Source organism: Streptomyces sp. ISL-12 (genome assembly GCF_018614415.1).
Lineage (GTDB): Bacteria > Actinomycetota > Actinomycetes > Streptomycetales > Streptomycetaceae > Streptomyces.
Genome location: NZ_JAGGOO010000081.1, coordinates 24,597 through 41,976, shown reverse-complemented (window position 1 = coordinate 41,976; position 17,380 = coordinate 24,597). Strand labels below are relative to the sequence as shown.

The window sequence follows — 17,380 nt, the reverse complement described above, 5'->3', positions numbered from 1 at the left end:
TCCGAGGCCCGGCCGCCTCGACGGGCCTCGACGGACAGACTCGACGGACAGAGCGGCGGCCCGTTCGGGGCGCCGGTCGGGCATCATGGTTCTACCCGCTCGATGACTCTACCCTGACGTGAGGGAAGAGTGCGAGTTGCCCAGTACGAGGAGAGACACGGCGATGACGGAACAGCGACAGATGCAGATCGGCGAGGTCGCCGAACGGACCGGTTTGTCGCTGCGCACCATGCGTCATTACGAAGAAGTCGGCCTCGTTGTTCCCTCCGCCCGCAGCAAGGGCGGTTTTCGCCTGTACACGGAGTCGGATGTCGAGCGGCTGATGGTGATCCGCCGGATGAAGCCGCTGGACTTCTCCCTGGAGGAGATGCGGGACCTGCTGGAGATCACCGACCGGCTGTCGGCGGCCGGTTCCGGTGAGACGCCCTCCGAGGAGGAGCGGGAGCGGCTGCGGGAGCGCCTGGACTCCTACCGCAAGGTGGCCGACGCGCGCTGCGAGACGCTGCGGGCCCGGCTGTCGATGGCCGAGGACTTCGCCGCCACGCTGCGGCAGCGGCTGGCCGAGTCCGGCGGGGAGCCGGCTCGGCAGTAGGGGCGGCGGGGCCGGGCGGGGTCGACGGGGCCGACCGGAAACCGGCGGGGCCGGAACCTACCCTCGCGTCAGGGTAGGTTCCAGAACCGGACGTCAGAGCTTGACGATCATCTTCCCGGTGTTGTCGCCGCGCAGGACGCCGAGGAACGCCTCCAGGTTGTTCTCGATGCCCTCGACGACGGTCTCGCGGTACTTCAGCCGGCCGTCGCGGACCCAGGGGCCGACCTCTTCCACGAACTGCGGCTGGAGGTCGTAGTGGTCGCCGACGAGGAAGCCCTCGATGCGGCCGCGGGTCTGGATGAGGCGGGCGAGGTTCTTCGGGCCGGGGGCGGGCTCGGTGTTGTTGTAGACGGAGATCATGCCGCAGACCGCGATCCGGCCGCCCCGGTTGAGGGAGCCGATGGCGGCCTCCAGGTGGTCGCCGCCGACGTTGTCGAAGTAGACGTCGACACCGTCCGGGGCGGCGGCGCGGAGCTGGCCGCTGACGTCGCCGTCCTTGTAGTTGAAGGCGGCGTCGAAGCCGTACTCGTCCGTGAGCAGCTTGACCTTCTCGTCGGACCCGGCGGAGCCGATGACCCGCGAGGCGCCCTTCAGCTTCGCGATCTGCCCGACCTGACCGCCGACGGCGCCCGCGGCACCGGACACGAACACGGCGTCGCCCTCCTTGAAGGAGGCGGTGCGCAGCAGACCGGCGTACGCGGTGAGGCCGGGCATGCCGAGCACGCCGAGGTACGTCGACAGGGGCGCGACCTCGGGGTCGACCTTGACGGCCTGCTGCGCGTCCACGACGGCGTACTCGCGCCAGCCGAGCCAGTGCAGGACGTGGTCGCCGACGGCGAGGCCCTCGGCGTTCGACGCCACGACCTCGCCGACCGCGCCGCCCTGCATGACCTTGCCCAGCTCGAAGGGGGCGACGTAGGACTTGGCGGCGCTCATCCGGCCGCGCATGTACGGGTCGACGGAGAGATAGGTGTTGCGGACCAGCACCTGGCCCTCACCGGGGGTGGGAACGTCCGCCTCGACGAGGGCGAAGTCCTCCTCCTTCGGCCAGCCGACCGGGCGGCTCAGCAGGTGCCATTCGCGGTTGACGGAGGGGAGCGTGGGGGACTCGGTCATGAGCGGCCCTTTCGAAGATGTTTCAGTACCTGAAACAACTGTGCGCCTGGAAATTTCAGGTTGTCAAACAATGGGTACCCTGAATCCATGGCCGACGCGCACCCCACCCCCCGACCGGACGCACTGACCCTGGAGGTCGTCGAGCTGATCGGCGTGGCCGTGGCCCGGTTCCACGCGGACTACGAGGAGGCGGCGGCCGAGCACGCGCTGACCGGGGCGCAGGCGCGGCTGCTGAGGCTGCTGTCCCTGGAGCCGCTGCCGATGCGCAGGCTCGCCCGCAAGCTGCGGTGCGAACCGTCGAACGTCACCGGCATCGTGGACCGCCTGGAGGCACGCGGGCTGGTCGAGCGCCGCCCCGACCCCGGCGACCGGCGCGTGAAGGTGGCGGCGGCCACGGAGGAGGGCCTGCGGGTGTCCCGGAGCCTGCGGGAGTCACTGCGCTTCGCGCGGGAGCCGCTGGCGGGGCTGGCGGAGGGGGAGCGGCTGGCGCTGCGGGACGCGTTGCGGAGGATGGTGGGGGAGGACGAGGGGGCGGAGGGCTGAGCCGTCGGGCGCCTACGCGTCGAACTCGTACTGAAGCTCGTAGAGGTGCCCGGCCTTCACCATGACGGTCACCTCGACCGGGGCCTCCCCGTCACTGTGGACGACCCGGAGGGTGCGCAGGACGGGCGTGCTGCTGGTGAGGCGGAGGGCCTGGTACTGCTCCTGGGTGGGGATGCGTGCGGAGACGCGGTCGACGCTGTGGCGCGGGGGATGCCCCACTTCCGTGAGCAGTGCAGTGGCACCGCCTTTGATCCGGCGGCGCTCCATGAGAGCCGTGCCCCGGGCGATGTCCAGTGGGTAGTAGCAGTGGGCGAGTTCGGCGGGCTCGTCGTCGATCAGGAGGAGCTGGGCGCGCAGCAGAGCCGTGCCGTCCGCCGGGAGGCCGAAGGCGGCTCGGACGTCGGCGGGCGGAATGACCTCGGCGACCTCGCGCAGGGCGCTGCGGGCGTGGGTGCCGTGCTTGGCGGCCTCGGTGAGCCAGCGGCCCGGAGCCGTGAGCGCGGCGGGCCGGACCCTGCGCTGCCGGTGCTCGCGCACCGTGACGGCGGCTCCCGCCCGGCCGACCACGAGGCTCTCCTCCTTGAGGAGTTGGAGTGCCTTCTGCACCGTGGCGTTCGACGCGTCGAAGCGTTCCTTGAGCCGCGCCGTCGAGGGCAGGTTCGCACCCGGCGCGAGTTCGCCGCTCATGATGTCGTCGCGCAGATCGGCGGCGATGCGCTCGTGCAGCGAGCGGCGGTCGACGGCTTCCGTTTCTGCCTGGGGCACGGTCATCCGATCCTGATCTCGTAACGCAGTCTCTGCCGTAGGGCAGGCATCACCATACGGTCGGCCTGGATCGGGCGGTCGTCGCGGTCGAGCGTGAGCCGGGTGAGCCGGAGGACCGGCTCGTCAGGGGCGGTGTCCAGGGTCCGGCACTCCTCCTCGTCGGGCAGCGCGGCCGTCACGTCCTCCCTCACCAGGACGCCGACGTGGCCGAGTTCCGCGAGCAAGGCGACGGCTCCGCCGCGGATCTTGGCGGTGCGGGCGAGGTCGGTGCCCTGGGCGATGGGCAGGGGGTAGTACGTGTCGGTCAGTTCGTTCGGACGCTCGTCGAGGAGGATCAGGCGGCGGCGCACGACGACCGGCTCCCCTGCCGCGATGCCGAACAGCTCCGCGACCTCGGCCGGTGCGGGCACCTCGCCGGCGTGCAGGATGCGCTGGGTTCCCCGACGGCCCTGCGCGGCGGCTTCGGCGGCCCAGGCGTCTTTCTTCTGCGGGGTCAGATACGGAAGGGATGCGCTGACCCAGCTGCTCGTGCTCACAAAGCCCTCCTCGTGACCGATGCCAGACTCCCACGGTGGCCTCAACGTTAGCGACCTCGCCCGGATGTTCCCCACCATCCTGCCACCTAGCCACCATTCGCGAAACGCAGTAAGGTTGCCGCTCGTCGGACGCCCCAGTTCCCGGAGGTGGCCCCGTGCCCCTGTCACGGCACCGTCGTTTCCCACGCTCACGCACCTCGGTGCGCGACGCCCGCGCTTTCGTCCGTCAGGTGCTGACGGACTGGGGTCACACCGATCGACTGGACGACATAACGCTGTGCGTCTCCGAGTTGGCCACGAACGCGCTTCTGCACGGAGCGCCGCCCGGCAGGGAGTACTGCGTGAGTCTCACGCTCGACGAGAGGTCGATCCTCCTCTCGGTCCGGGACAGCGGCGACCGCAGCCTGGTCCTCGACGGGCCGGAGGCCGGCCCCGGTGCGTGTTCCGGGCGCGGGCTGCCTCTGGTCCGGGAAGTGGCCGACGGCATGGGAGTCACGCGGCATGTCGTCGGCAAGGCCGTGTGGGCCGTCTTCAGGACGACGCCGTCGGTCCCGGTGCCTCGTCCGGCCCGGCGGACAGGAACGGCCGCAGCACCGTCAGCAGGGCCTGAGGCCGGTGCAAGGGGATGATGTGGCCGCAGTCCTCGATGACGTGTCCGGTGAGGTCGTCGGTGACGGGGCGGAGTTGGCGTTCCAGGGCGGTGCCGACGGGGTGGGCGCCGACGGCCAGGGTCGGGACGGTCAGGCGGGTGGTGGTGAGCGCCCGTTCGATCTGCTCGGCGCTCTCGGGCAGGGCCCGGTAGGTGGCGAACGCGCCGCCGAGCGCCGCCCGGCCGGTGTACGCGCGGACGAAGGCGTCCCGGACGGACGGGCGGACGCCCGCGCCGAGGGTGCCGGCGTTGAGGAACCAGTCGACGTACTCGGCCTCGTGTCCTTCGAGGACGGTTTCGGCGAGGCCGGGCTCGGCGGCGTGGAAGCCGAACCACCACGGCGGCCCGCCGGCCAGGAAGTCCTCGGCGCCGGGCAGCCGGCCCAGCAGGGACTCCATGACGACCAGGCGCCGGACGAGGCCGGGGCGGCGCAGGGCGAGGAGGAAGGCCGGCGGGGTGCCGGCGTCGATGCCGGCCACGGCGGCCGAGGAGACGCCGAGCGCGGTGAGCAGCGCCTCGGCGTCCTCGGCCAGGGTGCCGGCGTCGTATCCGGCGGCGGGCCGGGCGCTCGCGCCGAAGCCGCGCAGGTCCGGCGCGATGACGAGGTGGTCGCGGGACAGGTCGGCCAGGACGTCCGTCCACACCTGCCAGGTGTGCGGGAAGCCGTGCAGCAGCAGGACGGCGGGGCCGGATCCGGCGAGGGCGACGTTGAGTTCGGTGCCGTTGACGGGGACGCGGCGCAGGTCGGGCATGGCGGGCTCCGGGTGCGGGGGTGAACAGAGGTGACCTGGTCACCGTAAGGAACTAGCCTGGTGGGCCCAAGACGGCACTTCTGTTTCAGGTGGTGAGGTACGGGTGACCACGTCACGTCCCGGTGATCTGCTCGATCCGCGCTGTCCGACGCGGCAGTTGCTCGACCGCGTCGGCACCAAGTGGACGTCGATGGTGGTCAAGGTGCTGGCCGAGGAGGCGCCGGGCGAGATCCGGTTCGCGGAGTTGCGGCGCCGGGTCCCCGGCATCTCGCAGAAGATGCTGTCCACCACCCTGCGGAGCCTGGACCGCGACGGCCTGGTCGCCCGGCGCGTCGAGCCCACCGTGCCGCCCGCCGTCCACTACCGGCTCACCGAGCTGGGCCTCTCCCTCGAAGGGCCGCTGTCCGCCCTGCGGGTCTGGGCCGAGACGCACATGTCGGAGATCGACCGGAACAACCGGCTCGCCGACGCGCCGGTCAGCGAGTAGGCGCGGAGGCGCGGCGGCGCTTCACGAGCACCACCACAGCCACCGGTCACACGTCTCCGACGCCGACGGCTCCGGGTCGGAGGTCGAGGGCTCGGGGCCGGAGGTTTCCGGGAGGGAAGGGGACTCGTCCGCCGGGGTGGTCTCCGCCGGGGGTGCCGAGGAGGCGCCCGGGGTGGTGGCGTGGGAGGTCGTCGGGTCCGTGTCCTCGTCGTCGTCCGGGGCGCCGGAGTCCGTCGCCTCCGTCGTGCCCGACGCGTCCGGGTCCGCCGACGCCGAGTCCGAGGCGTCCGGGGACGCCGTGCCCGTCGCGCCGGCGGACGTCGCGTCGTCCACGGGGGCGGCCGTGGTTCCCGGCGCGGGATCGTCCTCGTCCTCCCGGTCGGACTCGGGGGCCCCTTCCCCGGACGTGGCCGGTTTCGAGGAGGGGAAGCCGGGGACGTCGGTGCCGAGTTCGGCCAGGCTCAGGCCGCCGGCGGCGAGTACGAACCCGGCGGTGATCAGCAGGACCCGGCGGCGGCGCCTGCGGTGGGCCGCCGCTTTGCGATCGCGTCGGCCGGGCACGTCCCCATCGGTGGCGGGACCGTCGGCGGCCGGACCCTCGGCGGCCGGACCCTCGGCGTCGGGGCCGCCGCCCGCCGGGCCCCGCTCCCGGCTCCGCCGCCCGCCCTGCCGCTGCTCGCGTCTGCGGGCGGCACGGCCCCCCGGAGCCGCTGCCCCGGCGACGGCGACGGCGACGGCCGTGGACTCCCCCGCCGCCCCTGCGGTGATGTGCCGTCCGCCGTTCGGGGCTTCCGGCACCTCCAGGGTCTCCGTGGCCGATATGTCCGCCGGGCCGGCCGGTGCGCCGCACCCCGGGCAGACCAGGGCGCCGTTGACGTGCCGTCGGCACGGCTCGCAGTAGTCCATGACGCGTGAAGGTTAAGTTCCGCGTCGGCCGCCTTCCTAGTGCCGCCTGTGAAAGTTGTGTGGGAAACGGCCGCCCCGGCAGGTGACGAGGTTTCGAAAGCTCCCGAAACCGTTATGCGTCCGACCCATTGACACCCCCGCCACCCCGTCCTTACTGTCACGCCAGCATTTCGAACGAGTGACGAAATATCGAACGTAGCGGAGGGCAGCTGCCGTGCGCATCACCGGAATCAGCACGCACGTGGTCGGAACGCCGTGGCGCAACCTGACCTATGTCCAGGTGCACACCGACGAGGGCCTGACCGGAGTCGGCGAGACCCGGATGCTCGGTCACACCGACGCGCTCCTCGGTTACCTGAAGGAGGCCGAGGTCAACCACATTCTCGGCTCCGACCCGTTCGCTGTCGAGGACCTCGTCAAGCGCATGAAGTACGGCGACTACGGGCGCGCGGGCGAGATCGTGATGTCCGGCATCGCCGTCGTCGAGATGGCCTGCTGGGACATCAAGGGCAAGGCGCTCGGCGTGCCGGTGTGGCAGCTGCTGGGCGGCAAGGTCACCGACAAGGTGAAGGCGTACGCCAACGGGTGGTACACCACGGAGCGGACGCCCGAGGCGTACCACAAGGCCGCCCAGGGGGTCATGGAGCGCGGGTACCGGGCGCTGAAGATCGACCCGTTCGGGACCGGGCACTTCGAGCTGGACCACGAGCAGACGCTGTACGCCGTCTCGCTCATCGAGGCCGTGCGGGACGCCATCGGGCCCGAGGCCGAGCTGATGCTGGAGATGCACGGCCGGTTCTCCCCCTCCACCGCCGTACGGCTCGCCAAGGAACTGGCTCCCTTCAAGCCGGCCTGGCTGGAGGAGCCGGTGCCGCCGGAGAACCTGCGGGCGCTGAAGAAGGTCGCCGAGAAGGTGGACATCCCCGTCGCCACCGGTGAGCGCATCCACGACCGGATCGAGTTCCGGGAGCTGTTCGAGGACCAGTCCGTCGACATCATCCAGCCGGACGTCGGCCACATCGGCGGCATCTGGGAGACCCGCAAGCTCGCCGCGACCGCCGAGACGCACTACACGCTGGTCGCGCCGCACAACGTGGGCGGCTCCGTGCTCACCGCCGCCTCGCTCCAGGTCGGCTTCACCTCCCCCAACTTCAAGATCCTGGAGCACTTCAACGACTTCGCGGACGCGGAGATCAAGAAGGTGGTCAAGGGCGCTCCGCAGGTGGACCCGGAGGACGGGTGCTTCCACCTCTCCGACGCCCCCGGGCTCGGCGTGGAGCTGGACACCGACGCCGCCGCCGAGTTCCCGCAGCAGCAGGCCCGGTTCGACCTGTGGGCCGAGGGCTGGGAGCAGCGCAAGCCCAAGGGCACCCAGTGAGCACCGCCGTCGTCATCGAGGCGCCGGGCGCGCACCGGCTCGTCCCGCACGAGCCGCGCGACCCGGCCGCCGGGGAGGCGCTGGTACGGGTGCACGCCGCCGGTATCTGCGGCAGCGACCGTGAGGTGCACCAGGGCAACAGGCCGGAGGGGTACGTCCGTTACCCGCTGGTCCCCGGGCACGAGTGGTCGGGGACGGTCGAGGCGGTCGGGGCCGGGGTGCCGGTCTCGCTCGTCGGGCGGAAAGTGGTCGGCGAGGGGTTCCGCAACTGCCAGGTGTGCGACCGGTGCCACGCCGGTGAGACAACGTTGTGCACCGCCGGGTACGAGGAGACCGGGTTCACCCAGCCGGGCGCCATGGCCCCGACGCTGACGCTCCCGGCCCGGCTGCTGCACGTCCTGCCCGACGACGCCGACCTCTCGGCCGCCGCCCTGCTGGAGCCGGCCGCCTGTATCGCCGCCGCCGCGCTGAAGGCGAACGCCCGGCCGGGTGAGCGGGTCGCCGTCGTCGGCACGGGCACGCTCGGGATGTTCGCCGTGCAGTTCCTCGCCGCCGGCTCCCCCGCCGAGCTGCTGACCGTCGGTACGCGCGGCGACCGGGAGGCGCTGTCCCGGCAGTTCGGGGCGACCGACTTCCGCACCAAGGACCAGCCGCTCCCCGACGACTTCGACGTCGTCATCGAGACCGCGGGGTCGGCCGACGCCGCCCGTACCGCGGCGGCGCTGCTCCGGCGCGGGGGACGGCTGGTGCTGACCGGCATCCCGGCGCCCGGCGCCGCCGGCCTCGACCCCACCGGCCTGGTCGTGCGGCAGCTGGAGGTGCACACCGTCTTCGGGGCGCCCCCGGACGCCTGGGCGCACACCGTCCGGGTGTTCGCCGCCGGGCTGCTCGACCCGCTGCCGCTGGTGACGCACGAACTGCCGCTCGCCGAGTTCCCGCACGCCATCGAGCTGGTGGGGTCCGGCGATCCGAAGGTCGGCAAGGTACTGCTGCGTCCCTGAGGCAGCCCCCAGCCGTACGCCGGTACGGGGGCGACCTGACGGCCTCCGTACCGGCGTACACCCATGCCCCGCCCGTCTGCCATGTGCCGCGAACCTTGTCCGGCATATCGAACACGAAGGACAGCTTGTGACCGACGCTTCCGCCACGGCGCCCCGCCGGCCCGGTGAGCAGGCGCTCACCGCCCTCGGCCTGGGCGCGCCCGCCCTCGACCCCGCCGACGCCTCGCCGCACACCTTCCCGGACGGCGGTCGCTGGCGCACCGAGATCCCGTCCTGCGAGGGTCCCGAGGCGCTGGCGGTGGTCCTGAAGGAGTCCTCCCGCCTCGACGTGCCGATCCACCGGATCAGCCAGGGCAGCGGGGTGTGGATGCTCTCCGACGCCGAGATCACCGAGATGGTCGAGGCCACCGCCGCCCGCGACATCGAACTGTGCCTGTTCACCGGTCCGCGCGGGACCTGGGACATCGGCGGCTCCACCCGGACCGACTCCGGCGGCGGCGGGCTGCGCGCACGCGGCCACGACGCCGTCGCCGGATGCGTCGAAGACGCCGTCCGGGCCACCGAGTTGGGCGTCAAGTGCCTGCTCGTCGCCGACGAGGGCGTGCTGTGGACGCTGCACCGGGCGCGGGCCCAGGGGATCATCCCCGCCGACACCACCCTGAAGGTCTCGGCGCTCGTGGGCCCCGTCAACCCGGCCTCGTTCGCCGTCTACGAGCGGCTCGGCGCCGACTCCGTCAACGTGCCCAGCGACCTGACGCTGGACCACCTCACCGAGATCCGCCGGGTGTCGGCGGCGCCGATGGACATGTACATCGAGGCTCCGGACGACCTGGGCGGCTATGTGCGGATGTACGAGGTGGCGGAGCTGATCCGGCGCGGCGCCCCGCTCTACCTGAAGTTCGGCCTGTCGAAGTCCCCCGGCATCTACCCGTACGGCCACCACCTGCGGGAACTGACACTGGCCACCGCCAAGGAGCGGGTGCGGCGCGGGCGGCTCGCGCTGGACCTGCTCGCGCGGCACGGTGCCGGCGGCGACATGGCCCCGCTCGGCACGCGGCTGCCCGGCTCGCTCAACCGGTTCGAGATCTCGTCATAACGTTCTGGAAACTCCCTTCTCAAAAGAAGACACGACCGCGCACAATCCGACACACCTCGTCTCGGTTCCTCCTCGCACACATCAAGGATGATGATCATGCGTAACCGCAGAGCCGCACTCGCCGCCATCGCCTCGGCCGCCTCCCTCGCCCTGACCCTGACCGCCTGCGGCCAGAGCAGCGAGGGCGGCAGCGAGGAGGACAAGGGAAGCTCGGAGGGGGCGACCATCGGCATCGCGATGCCGACCAAGTCCTCCGAGCGCTGGATCGCCGACGGCGCCAACGTCGTCAAGGAGCTGGAGGCCAAGGGCTACGAGACCAAGCTGGTCTACGGGGAGGACGACCCCGACCAGCAGGTCTCGCAGATCGAGAACCTGATCACCCAGGGCGTGAAGGCGCTGATCATCGCGGCCATCGACAACAAGTCGATGAACAACGTGGTGCAGCAGGCCAAGGACGCCGACATCCCGGTGATCTCCTACGACCGCCTGATCCTGGGCACGGAGAACGTCGACTACTACGCCTCCTTCGACAACGAGAAGGTCGGCGAGCTCCAGGGCACCTACATCCTGGAGAAGCTCGGGCTGAAGGACGGCAGCGAGAAGGGCCCCTTCAACATCGAGCTGTTCGCCGGCTCCAACGACGACAACAACACCCGCTACTTCTTCAACGGCGCGATGAAGGTCCTCAAGCCGTACATCGACAAGAAGCAGCTCGTCGTCCGCTCCGGGCAGACCGCCCTCAACCAGGTCACCACCCTGCGCTGGGACGGCGGCACCGCCCAGAAGCGCATGGACGACATCCTGACCTCGTCCTACAAGAGCGAGCGGGTCGACGCGGTCCTGTCGCCGTACGACGGCATCTCCATCGGCATCCTGTCCGCCCTGAAGTCGGACGACTACGGCTCCAAGAGCAAGCCGCTGCCGATCGTCACCGGCCAGGACGCCGAGCTGGCCTCGGTGAAGTCGATCATCGCCGGCGAGCAGTCGATGAGCGTCTTCAAGGACCTGCGGGAGCTGGCGAAGGTGTCCGCCGACATGGTCGACGGCCTCCTCAACGACAAGAAGCCCGAGGTCAACGACACCAAGACGTATGACAACGGTGCCAAGGTCGTCCCGGCCTACCTCCTGGAGCCGGTCGCCGTCGACAAGGACAACTACCAGAAGGAACTCGTCGACTCCGGCTACATCAAGGCGAGCGACCTCAAGTAACCGCCGGCACCGAGTGATTGGAAGGCACGACCATGGCGGGACCCGTCCTGGAAATGCGCTCGATCGTCAAGACCTTTCCCGGCGTCAAGGCGCTGTCGGACGTCACGCTGACCGTACGGCAGGGCGAGGTCCACGCCATCTGCGGGGAGAACGGCGCCGGCAAGTCGACGCTGATGAAGGTCCTCTCCGGGGTCCACCCCCACGGCACCTACGAGGGCGAGATCCTCTTCGAGGGGGAGACCTGCGCCTTCAAGGACATCCGGGCCAGTGAGCAGCGCGGCATCGTGATCATCCACCAGGAGCTGGCCCTGGTGCCCTATCTCCCCATCGCGGAGAACATCTTCCTCGGCAACGAGCACGCCGCCCGGGGCTTCATCAACTGGAACGACACCCTCAGGCACGCCACCGAGCTGCTGCGCCGGGTCGGTCTGGACGAGCACCCCGAGACCCGGGTCGCGGACATCGGCGTCGGCAAGCAGCAGCTCGTCGAGATCGCCAAGGCGCTGTCGAAGAAGGTGAAGCTGCTCATCCTCGACGAGCCGACGGCGGCCCTCAACGACGAGGACAGCGGCAAACTGCTCGACCTGATCCTCCAGTTGAAGGAACAGGGCATCACCTCGATCATCATCTCGCACAAGCTGAACGAGATCCGCCGGGTCGCCGACTCGGTGACCATCCTGCGGGACGGGCGGAGCATCGAGACGCTGGACGTGAAGGCCGAGGAGACCACCGAGGACCGGATCATCTCCGGGATGGTCGGCCGGGACCTGGAGCACCGCTTCCCCGAGCGCTCCCCGCACGAGCCGGAGGAGGGCCGGGCACCGGCCCTGGAGATCCGCAACTGGACCGTGCACCACCCCATCGACCAGCAGCGCAAGGTGGTCGACGACGTCTCGCTGAACGTACGGCGCGGCGAGATCGTCGGCATCGCGGGCCTGATGGGCGCCGGCCGCACCGAGCTGGCGATGAGCGTCTTCGGCCGCACCTACGGCCGGTACGCGGGCGGCACGGTGCTGAAGGACGGCACGGAGATCCGTACCAAGTCCGTCCCGGAGGCGGTCAAGCACGGCATCGCGTACGTCACCGAGGACCGCAAGCACTACGGGCTCAACCTCATCGACACCATCGGGCGCAACATCTCGCTCAGTGCCCTGGGCAAGGTCGCCAAGCGAGGGGTCGTCGACGAGCACGGCGAGCGTCAGGTCGCCGAGGGCTTCCGCAAGTCGATGAACATCAAGGCACCGACCGTGTTCGAGCCGGTGGGCAAGCTGTCCGGCGGCAACCAGCAGAAGGTCGTCCTCAGCAAGTGGATCTTCGCCGGTCCGGACGTACTGATCCTGGACGAGCCGACGCGCGGCATCGACGTCGGCGCGAAGTACGAGATCTACACGGTCATCGACCAACTGGCCGCCCAGGGCAAGGCGGTCGTCTTCATCTCCTCCGAGCTGCCGGAGCTGCTCGGCATGTGCGACCGCATCTACACGATGGCCGCGGGGCGGCTGACCGGTGAGTTCTCGCGGGCCGAGGCCTCGCAGGAATCGCTGATGCGTCAGATGACGAAGGACAAAGAGGTAACCCGATGAGCACGGATGTGACCGCCAAGTCGCCGGCCCCCGCGCCGGCCGGGAAGGGCGGGCCGGCCGGCGGCGACGGCCTGCTCCAGCTGATGCTGGACGGGATGCGCCGCAACATGCGGCAGTACGGCATGCTGTTCGCCCTCGGCCTGATCGTGGTGCTGTTCGCGGTCTGGACCGGCGGTGACCTGCTGCTGCCGCGCAACGTCTCCAACCTGGTCCTGCAGAACAGCTACATCCTGATCCTCGCGATCGGCATGATGCTGGTGATCATCGCGGGCCACATCGACCTGTCGGTCGGCTCGCTGACGGCGTTCATCGGCTCGATGGCCGCCGTGTTCATGGTCAAGAACGATCTCCCCTGGCCGGTCGCGCTGATCCTGTGTCTGCTGATGGGCGCGGTCGCGGGCGCGGTGCAGGGCTTCTTCATCGCGTACGGCGGCATACCGTCGTTCATCGTGACCCTGGCCGGCATGCTGATCTTCCGCGGTCTGACGGAGATCTTCCTGGAGGGCCAGACCCTCGGGCCGTTCCCGGAGGGCCTGCAGAAGGTCGCCAACGGCTTCATGCCCGAGGTCGGACCGGAGACCAACTACCACAACCTGACGTTGCTGCTCGGCATCGCGCTGATCGCGTTCGTGGTCTTCCAGGAGCTGCGGGACCGCAAGCGCCAGCAGGAGTTCGACCTGGACGTGCTGCCGGCCAAGCTGTTCGGCCTGAAGCTGGTGGCGCTGGCCGCCGCCATCCTCGTCGTCACCATGCTGCTCGCCTCCTACAAGGGCGCCCCGATCGTGCTGCTGATCCTGGGCGTGCTGCTGGTCGGCTTCGGCTATGTCATGCGCAACGCGATCATCGGCCGCCACATCTACGCCATCGGCGGCAACCTCCCGGCGGCCAAGCTGTCGGGTGTGCGGGACAAGAAGGTCACCTTCCTGGTCTTCGTGAACATGGGCATGCTCGCGGCCCTGGCGGGTCTGGTCTTCGCCGCCCGCTTCAACGCGGCCTCGCCCAAGGCGGGCCTCAACTTCGAGCTGGAGGCCATCGCCGCCTCGTTCATCGGCGGGGCGTCGATGAGCGGCGGCGTCGGCACGGTCCTCGGCGCGATCATCGGCGGTCTGGTCCTGGGCGTGCTGAACAACGGCATGAACCTCGTCGGCATCGGCACCGACTGGCAGCAGGTCATCAAGGGCCTGGTGCTGCTGGCGGCGGTCGGCTTCGACGTGTGGAACAAGCGCAAGGTGGGTTCGTAGGTCAGTTCCGGCCCCCCGCCCGCCCGGGCGGGGGGCCGATCCCTTTCAGGAGAGCCGCATGGAACTGAGCAGACGCACGGTCATCGCAGGCGCCGCCGCGGCGGGCGTCGCCGCCACCGCGATCGGCACCACGGCACACGCAGCAGGGGGAGGCAGGAAGCCGGTGAAGGAACTCTTCGGCAAGCTCGCCGACGGCACGAAGGTGTACCGCTGGTCGCTGGAGAACGGCGGCACGCGGATGAAGGTGCTGTCGTACGGCGGTGTGGTGCAGTCCCTGGAGATCCCCGACCGGCGCGGCCGGTACGCGAACGTCTCCCTGGGCTTCGACAACCTCGACGACTACGTGGCCCGCAGCCCGCACTTCGGCGCCCTGATCGGCCGGTACGGCAACCGCATCGCCAAGGGCCGCTTCACCCTGGACGGCACCACGTACCAGCTCTCCGTCAACGACGGCGAGAACTCCCTGCACGGCGGCGCCCTCGGCTTCGACTACCGGGTCTGGGACGTCGAGCCGTTCACCAAGGGCTCCGACGTCGGCCTGGTCCTGCACTACACCAGCGTCGACGGCGAGATGGGCTACCCGGGCACCCTCAAGGCCACGGTCACCTACACCCTCACCCGCTCCGGCGACTGGCGCATCGACTACGAGGCCACCACCGACAAGGCCACCGTCGTCAACCTCACCAGCCACGTCTACTGGAACCTGGCCGGCGAGGGCAGCGGCACCATCGAGGACCACGAGCTGTCGATCGCCGCGTCCCGCTTCACGCCCACCGACGCGGGCCTGATCCCGACGGGCGAACTGGCCCCGACCGCCGCCACCCCCTTCAACTTCCGCCGCGCCAAGCCGATCGGCCGCGACATCCGGGCCGCCCACCCGCAACTGGTCCTCGCCAAGGGCTTCGACCACAACTGGGTCCTCGACAAGGGCATCACCGCCCGCCCCGAACACATCGCCACCCTGCGCGACCCGTCCTCCGGCCGCACCCTGAGGATCGCCACCGACCAGCCCGGCCTCCAGTTCTACTCGGGCAACTTCCTCGACGGCACCCTCGCCGGCACCGGCGGCCGGCTCTACCGGCAGGGCGACGCCCTGTGCCTGGAGACCCAGCACTACCCGGACTCCCCGAACCAGCCGTCGTTCCCGTCGACCGTGCTGCGCCCCGGCGAGACCTACCGGACGACGACCGTCCACTCGTTCGACTCCTGAGCCCCGGTCGTCACACTTCCCTCACATGAGGTGAACGCCGGCCCAGGCACCTCCGTACTCATGGGCGGCCCGCGCTCCCCCGCGCGGGCCGTTCCCGCTACGGAGGTTCCCTTGGCCGGCAACGTCACCTCGCTGTTCCGCTCCGCCTCGGCGCACAGCCCGTCGATGGCGACGCTGACCCGGGAGACCGGCGACGGCGCGGGGCCCGTGGACTTCTGCATCCCCTGCAACCCGTACTTCCCGACGCCGGAGATGTTCCAGGAGATGGCGGGGCGGCTGCGGGACATCATCACGTACTACCCGAGCGGCGCCGACACCATCACCGCCGAGCTGTGCGGACTGCTGCAACTGCCCCCGCAGTGCGTGGCGATGGGCAACGGCTCCACGGAACTGATCACCTGGATCGACCACCTCCTCGTCCGCGAGTCCCTCGCCGTCCCCGTCCCCACCTTCGGCCGCTGGACCGACCAGCCGATGGAGACCGGCAAGCGGGTCGACATGTTCCCGCTCCAGGAGTCCGGCGGCTTCGCCCTGGACCTCGCGCAGTACGCCGAGTTCATCCGGGCCCGGGGCACCCGGGTCGCCGTCATCTGCAACCCCAACAACCCCGACGGGGGCTTCCTGCACAAGCACGCGCTCGTGCAGTTCATGGACGCGATGGCCGACCTGGACCTGGTGGTGATCGACGAGTCGTTCCTGGAGTTCGCCGACGCGGAGGCCGAGCCCAGCGTGGTCCAGGAGGCGATGCTCCGCCCCAACGTCATCGTCCTGCGCAGCCTCGGCAAGAACTTCGGCCTGCACGGCATCCGCTTCGGCTACCTGGTCGCCAACCCGGCGCTCGCGGGCAAGGTCCGCTCCATGCTGCCCAAGTGGAACCTCAACTCCTTCGCCGAGCACGTCGTCTTCATGCTGCGCGACCACGGCGCGGAGTACGCGCAGAGCCTGCACGAGGTGCGCCGCGACCGCCTGGAGATGTCCAGCCGGCTCTCCTCCCTCCCCGGCCTGACGGTCTACCCCTCCCAGGGCAACTTCCTCTTCGTCCGCCTCCCCGTCGGCGCCGAGGGCACCGTGGTCCGGGACCGGCTGCTGACCGAGCACCGGGTGCTGGTCCGCGAGTGCGGCAACAAGATCGGCTCCTCCAGCCGCTTCCTGCGGCTCGTGGTGCGCCCCCAGGTCGACGTACGCCGCCTGGTGTCCGGCCTGGAACAGGTGCTGTACGGGACCAGGAGGGGAGCCGCCGGGCCCGAGCAGGCCACGGGGAGCGGCTACAGCTCGGGCACGGCGGCGGTGGACCGGCTGATGGGCGAGACCAACGGCGGCGGAACACGGGGACTGGCCGCGCAGGCCGTCGCGGCCGCGATGCCGATGCCGATACCGGCGGCACCGCAGCAGATCCCACAGCAGATCCCACAGCAGGTCCCACAGCAGATCCCGCAGCAGTTCCCGCAGCCGACGCCCCAGCCGGCTCCGCAGCCGGCACCCCAGCCGATGCCGATGCCGGCCCCGCAGCCGCAGATACCGGCCGCCGCAGCCGCGTCCGCCGGTCCCACCCCGCCCGGCGTCCCCGCGCGCGGCGGGCTCACCGCCGCCCAGGTACGGGGCACCGACGGTCTGGCGGCGGCCCCGGCGACGGGCTGGCCGGGGACGCAGCGCTGGCCGGACGCGGCGGGCGTGGGCCGGACGGGGTGACACCCGTTTCCCGCTCCGGAGCGCGGACGGGCCGGAAAGCCACCGACCACCGCCCAAGTGCCGCCGCACGCCCCGGACTTGCCAACACTCAGCGCATCCGAACAACCCCGGAGGGTAGCGATGAGGTGCCCCAGCCGACACGGAGGGCACCTCCACCGAAGGGAACGACAGTGGCAGCCATCGAGCGGATCGAAGTACGGATCGTCACGGCGAGCGACAGCCCGTCAGGAGTGAGAGGCTGGGTCTACGTCAACGTCGCCGGCCGGGAGTTCGCCCTGGACTCCAGCCGCGACGAGTGGGAGCCCGGCACCGACGTCACCTATGTGCTCGGCGACGGCGCCAACATCTACGAGCCCGAGCGCAACGACCCCCGCGATCCGCAACTGGACACCGACGACCTGGACCGCTACCCGGCCTATCTGCGCTACGCGCCGCCGTCGGACAAGCCGGACGAGACGTGGCGCCTGGAGCGCGTCATCGTCACCGTCACCCCCGGCGGGGCCCGCTACGACAACCCGCGGCTGGCCGGCGCCCCCGCGATCTGGCTCGGCCGGAACAGCGGCCAGGTGGTGAACCTGCGGCGCGTGTGACCGACCGCCCTGCCGCGCGGACCCCGCCGCCCTGCCC

General features: G+C 70.7%; 18 protein-coding genes. 13 read left to right on the top strand and 5 right to left on the bottom strand.

Annotated elements, in window-relative coordinates; all coding sequences use genetic code 11:
- Positions 1-163: 163 nt before the first annotated feature.
- Positions 164-592 carry a MerR family transcriptional regulator gene (locus J7I94_RS22755; protein ID WP_215169417.1) on the top strand — a complete coding sequence of 143 codons (429 nt, stop codon included), beginning with the start codon at positions 164-166 and terminating at the stop codon, positions 590-592.
- A 93-nt stretch (positions 593-685) separates the two neighbouring features.
- Here the strand turns inward: J7I94_RS22755 and J7I94_RS22750 are convergent, their stop codons facing one another.
- On the bottom strand, positions 686-1,708 hold the full coding sequence (locus J7I94_RS22750) for an NADP-dependent oxidoreductase (protein ID WP_215169416.1): 1,023 nt from the start codon (positions 1,706-1,708) through the stop codon (positions 686-688).
- Positions 1,709-1,795: 87 nt separating this feature from the next.
- Between J7I94_RS22750 and J7I94_RS22745 the strand changes: the two genes are divergently transcribed.
- Entirely contained in the window at positions 1,796-2,251 is a 456-nt protein-coding gene (locus J7I94_RS22745) for a MarR family winged helix-turn-helix transcriptional regulator (protein WP_215169414.1), read from the top strand.
- Between the two features lie 12 nt (positions 2,252-2,263).
- On the opposite strand, the gene J7I94_RS22740 is transcribed toward J7I94_RS22745, so the two are convergent.
- Together J7I94_RS22740 and J7I94_RS22735 are read right to left on the bottom strand one after the other, a co-directional pair.
- On the bottom strand, positions 2,264-3,022 hold the full coding sequence (locus J7I94_RS22740; protein ID WP_215169412.1) for a GntR family transcriptional regulator: 759 nt from the start codon (positions 3,020-3,022) through the stop codon (positions 2,264-2,266).
- Complete coding sequence (locus tag J7I94_RS22735) at positions 3,019-3,552, bottom strand: GntR family transcriptional regulator (RefSeq protein ID WP_215169410.1); 534 nt, start codon at positions 3,550-3,552, stop codon at positions 3,019-3,021. The genes J7I94_RS22740 and J7I94_RS22735 overlap by 4 nt, the downstream gene beginning before the upstream one ends.
- Before the next feature lie 155 nt (positions 3,553-3,707).
- On the opposite strand from J7I94_RS22735, the gene J7I94_RS22730 reads away from it, so the two are divergent.
- Positions 3,708-4,181 carry an ATP-binding protein gene (locus J7I94_RS22730; protein ID WP_215169409.1) on the top strand — a complete coding sequence of 158 codons (474 nt, stop codon included), beginning with the start codon at positions 3,708-3,710 and terminating at the stop codon, positions 4,179-4,181.
- Here J7I94_RS22730 and J7I94_RS22725 read toward each other — a convergent pair.
- Positions 4,084-4,953: an alpha/beta fold hydrolase gene (locus J7I94_RS22725; protein ID WP_215169408.1), complete on the bottom strand. Its 870-nt coding sequence runs from the start codon at positions 4,951-4,953 to the stop codon at positions 4,084-4,086. The two genes, J7I94_RS22730 and J7I94_RS22725, sit on opposite strands and share 98 nt — an antisense overlap.
- Positions 4,954-5,056: 103 nt before the next feature.
- Between J7I94_RS22725 and J7I94_RS22720 the strand changes: the two genes are divergently transcribed.
- Positions 5,057-5,440 carry a helix-turn-helix domain-containing protein gene (locus tag J7I94_RS22720; RefSeq protein WP_215169407.1) on the top strand — a complete coding sequence of 128 codons (384 nt, stop codon included), beginning with the start codon at positions 5,057-5,059 and terminating at the stop codon, positions 5,438-5,440.
- A gap of 21 nt (positions 5,441-5,461) precedes the next feature.
- Here the strand turns inward: J7I94_RS22720 and J7I94_RS22715 are convergent, their stop codons facing one another.
- Entirely contained in the window at positions 5,462-6,346 is an 885-nt protein-coding gene (locus J7I94_RS22715; RefSeq protein WP_215169406.1) for a hypothetical protein, read from the bottom strand.
- A gap of 214 nt (positions 6,347-6,560) precedes the next feature.
- Here J7I94_RS22715 and J7I94_RS22710 point away from each other — a divergent pair, with 214 nt between their 5' ends.
- From J7I94_RS22710 to J7I94_RS22670, 9 genes are all read left to right on the top strand, one after another.
- Positions 6,561-7,724 (top strand): mandelate racemase/muconate lactonizing enzyme family protein, encoded by a 1,164-nt coding sequence (locus J7I94_RS22710; RefSeq protein WP_215169405.1) that lies wholly within the window; start codon positions 6,561-6,563, stop codon positions 7,722-7,724.
- On the top strand, positions 7,721-8,725 hold the full coding sequence (locus tag J7I94_RS22705; RefSeq protein WP_215169404.1) for a zinc-binding dehydrogenase: 1,005 nt from the start codon (positions 7,721-7,723) through the stop codon (positions 8,723-8,725). Before J7I94_RS22710 ends, J7I94_RS22705 begins: the two co-directional genes overlap by 4 nt.
- Positions 8,726-8,852: 127 nt before the next feature.
- Complete coding sequence (locus J7I94_RS22700) at positions 8,853-9,821, top strand: hypothetical protein (RefSeq protein WP_215169402.1); 969 nt, start codon at positions 8,853-8,855, stop codon at positions 9,819-9,821.
- Positions 9,822-9,917: 96 nt separating this feature from the next.
- Entirely contained in the window at positions 9,918-11,030 is a 1,113-nt protein-coding gene (gene chvE / locus J7I94_RS22695; RefSeq protein WP_215169400.1) for a multiple monosaccharide ABC transporter substrate-binding protein, read from the top strand.
- Between the two features lie 32 nt (positions 11,031-11,062).
- Positions 11,063-12,613 carry a multiple monosaccharide ABC transporter ATP-binding protein gene (gene mmsA / locus J7I94_RS22690; protein ID WP_215169398.1) on the top strand — a complete coding sequence of 517 codons (1,551 nt, stop codon included), beginning with the start codon at positions 11,063-11,065 and terminating at the stop codon, positions 12,611-12,613.
- On the top strand, positions 12,610-13,854 hold the full coding sequence (gene mmsB / locus J7I94_RS22685; RefSeq protein ID WP_215169396.1) for a multiple monosaccharide ABC transporter permease: 1,245 nt from the start codon (positions 12,610-12,612) through the stop codon (positions 13,852-13,854). The genes mmsA and mmsB overlap by 4 nt, the downstream gene beginning before the upstream one ends.
- Before the next feature lie 58 nt (positions 13,855-13,912).
- Positions 13,913-15,064, top strand: coding sequence for an aldose epimerase family protein (locus tag J7I94_RS22680; protein ID WP_215169394.1), 1,152 nt, complete (start codon positions 13,913-13,915; stop codon positions 15,062-15,064).
- A 111-nt stretch (positions 15,065-15,175) separates the two neighbouring features.
- On the top strand, positions 15,176-16,753 hold the full coding sequence (locus J7I94_RS22675; RefSeq protein WP_215169392.1) for a histidinol-phosphate transaminase: 1,578 nt from the start codon (positions 15,176-15,178) through the stop codon (positions 16,751-16,753).
- Between the two features lie 170 nt (positions 16,754-16,923).
- Positions 16,924-17,343 carry a hypothetical protein gene (locus tag J7I94_RS22670; protein WP_215169390.1) on the top strand — a complete coding sequence of 140 codons (420 nt, stop codon included), beginning with the start codon at positions 16,924-16,926 and terminating at the stop codon, positions 17,341-17,343.
- The last annotated feature ends 37 nt before the right edge of the window (positions 17,344-17,380 follow it).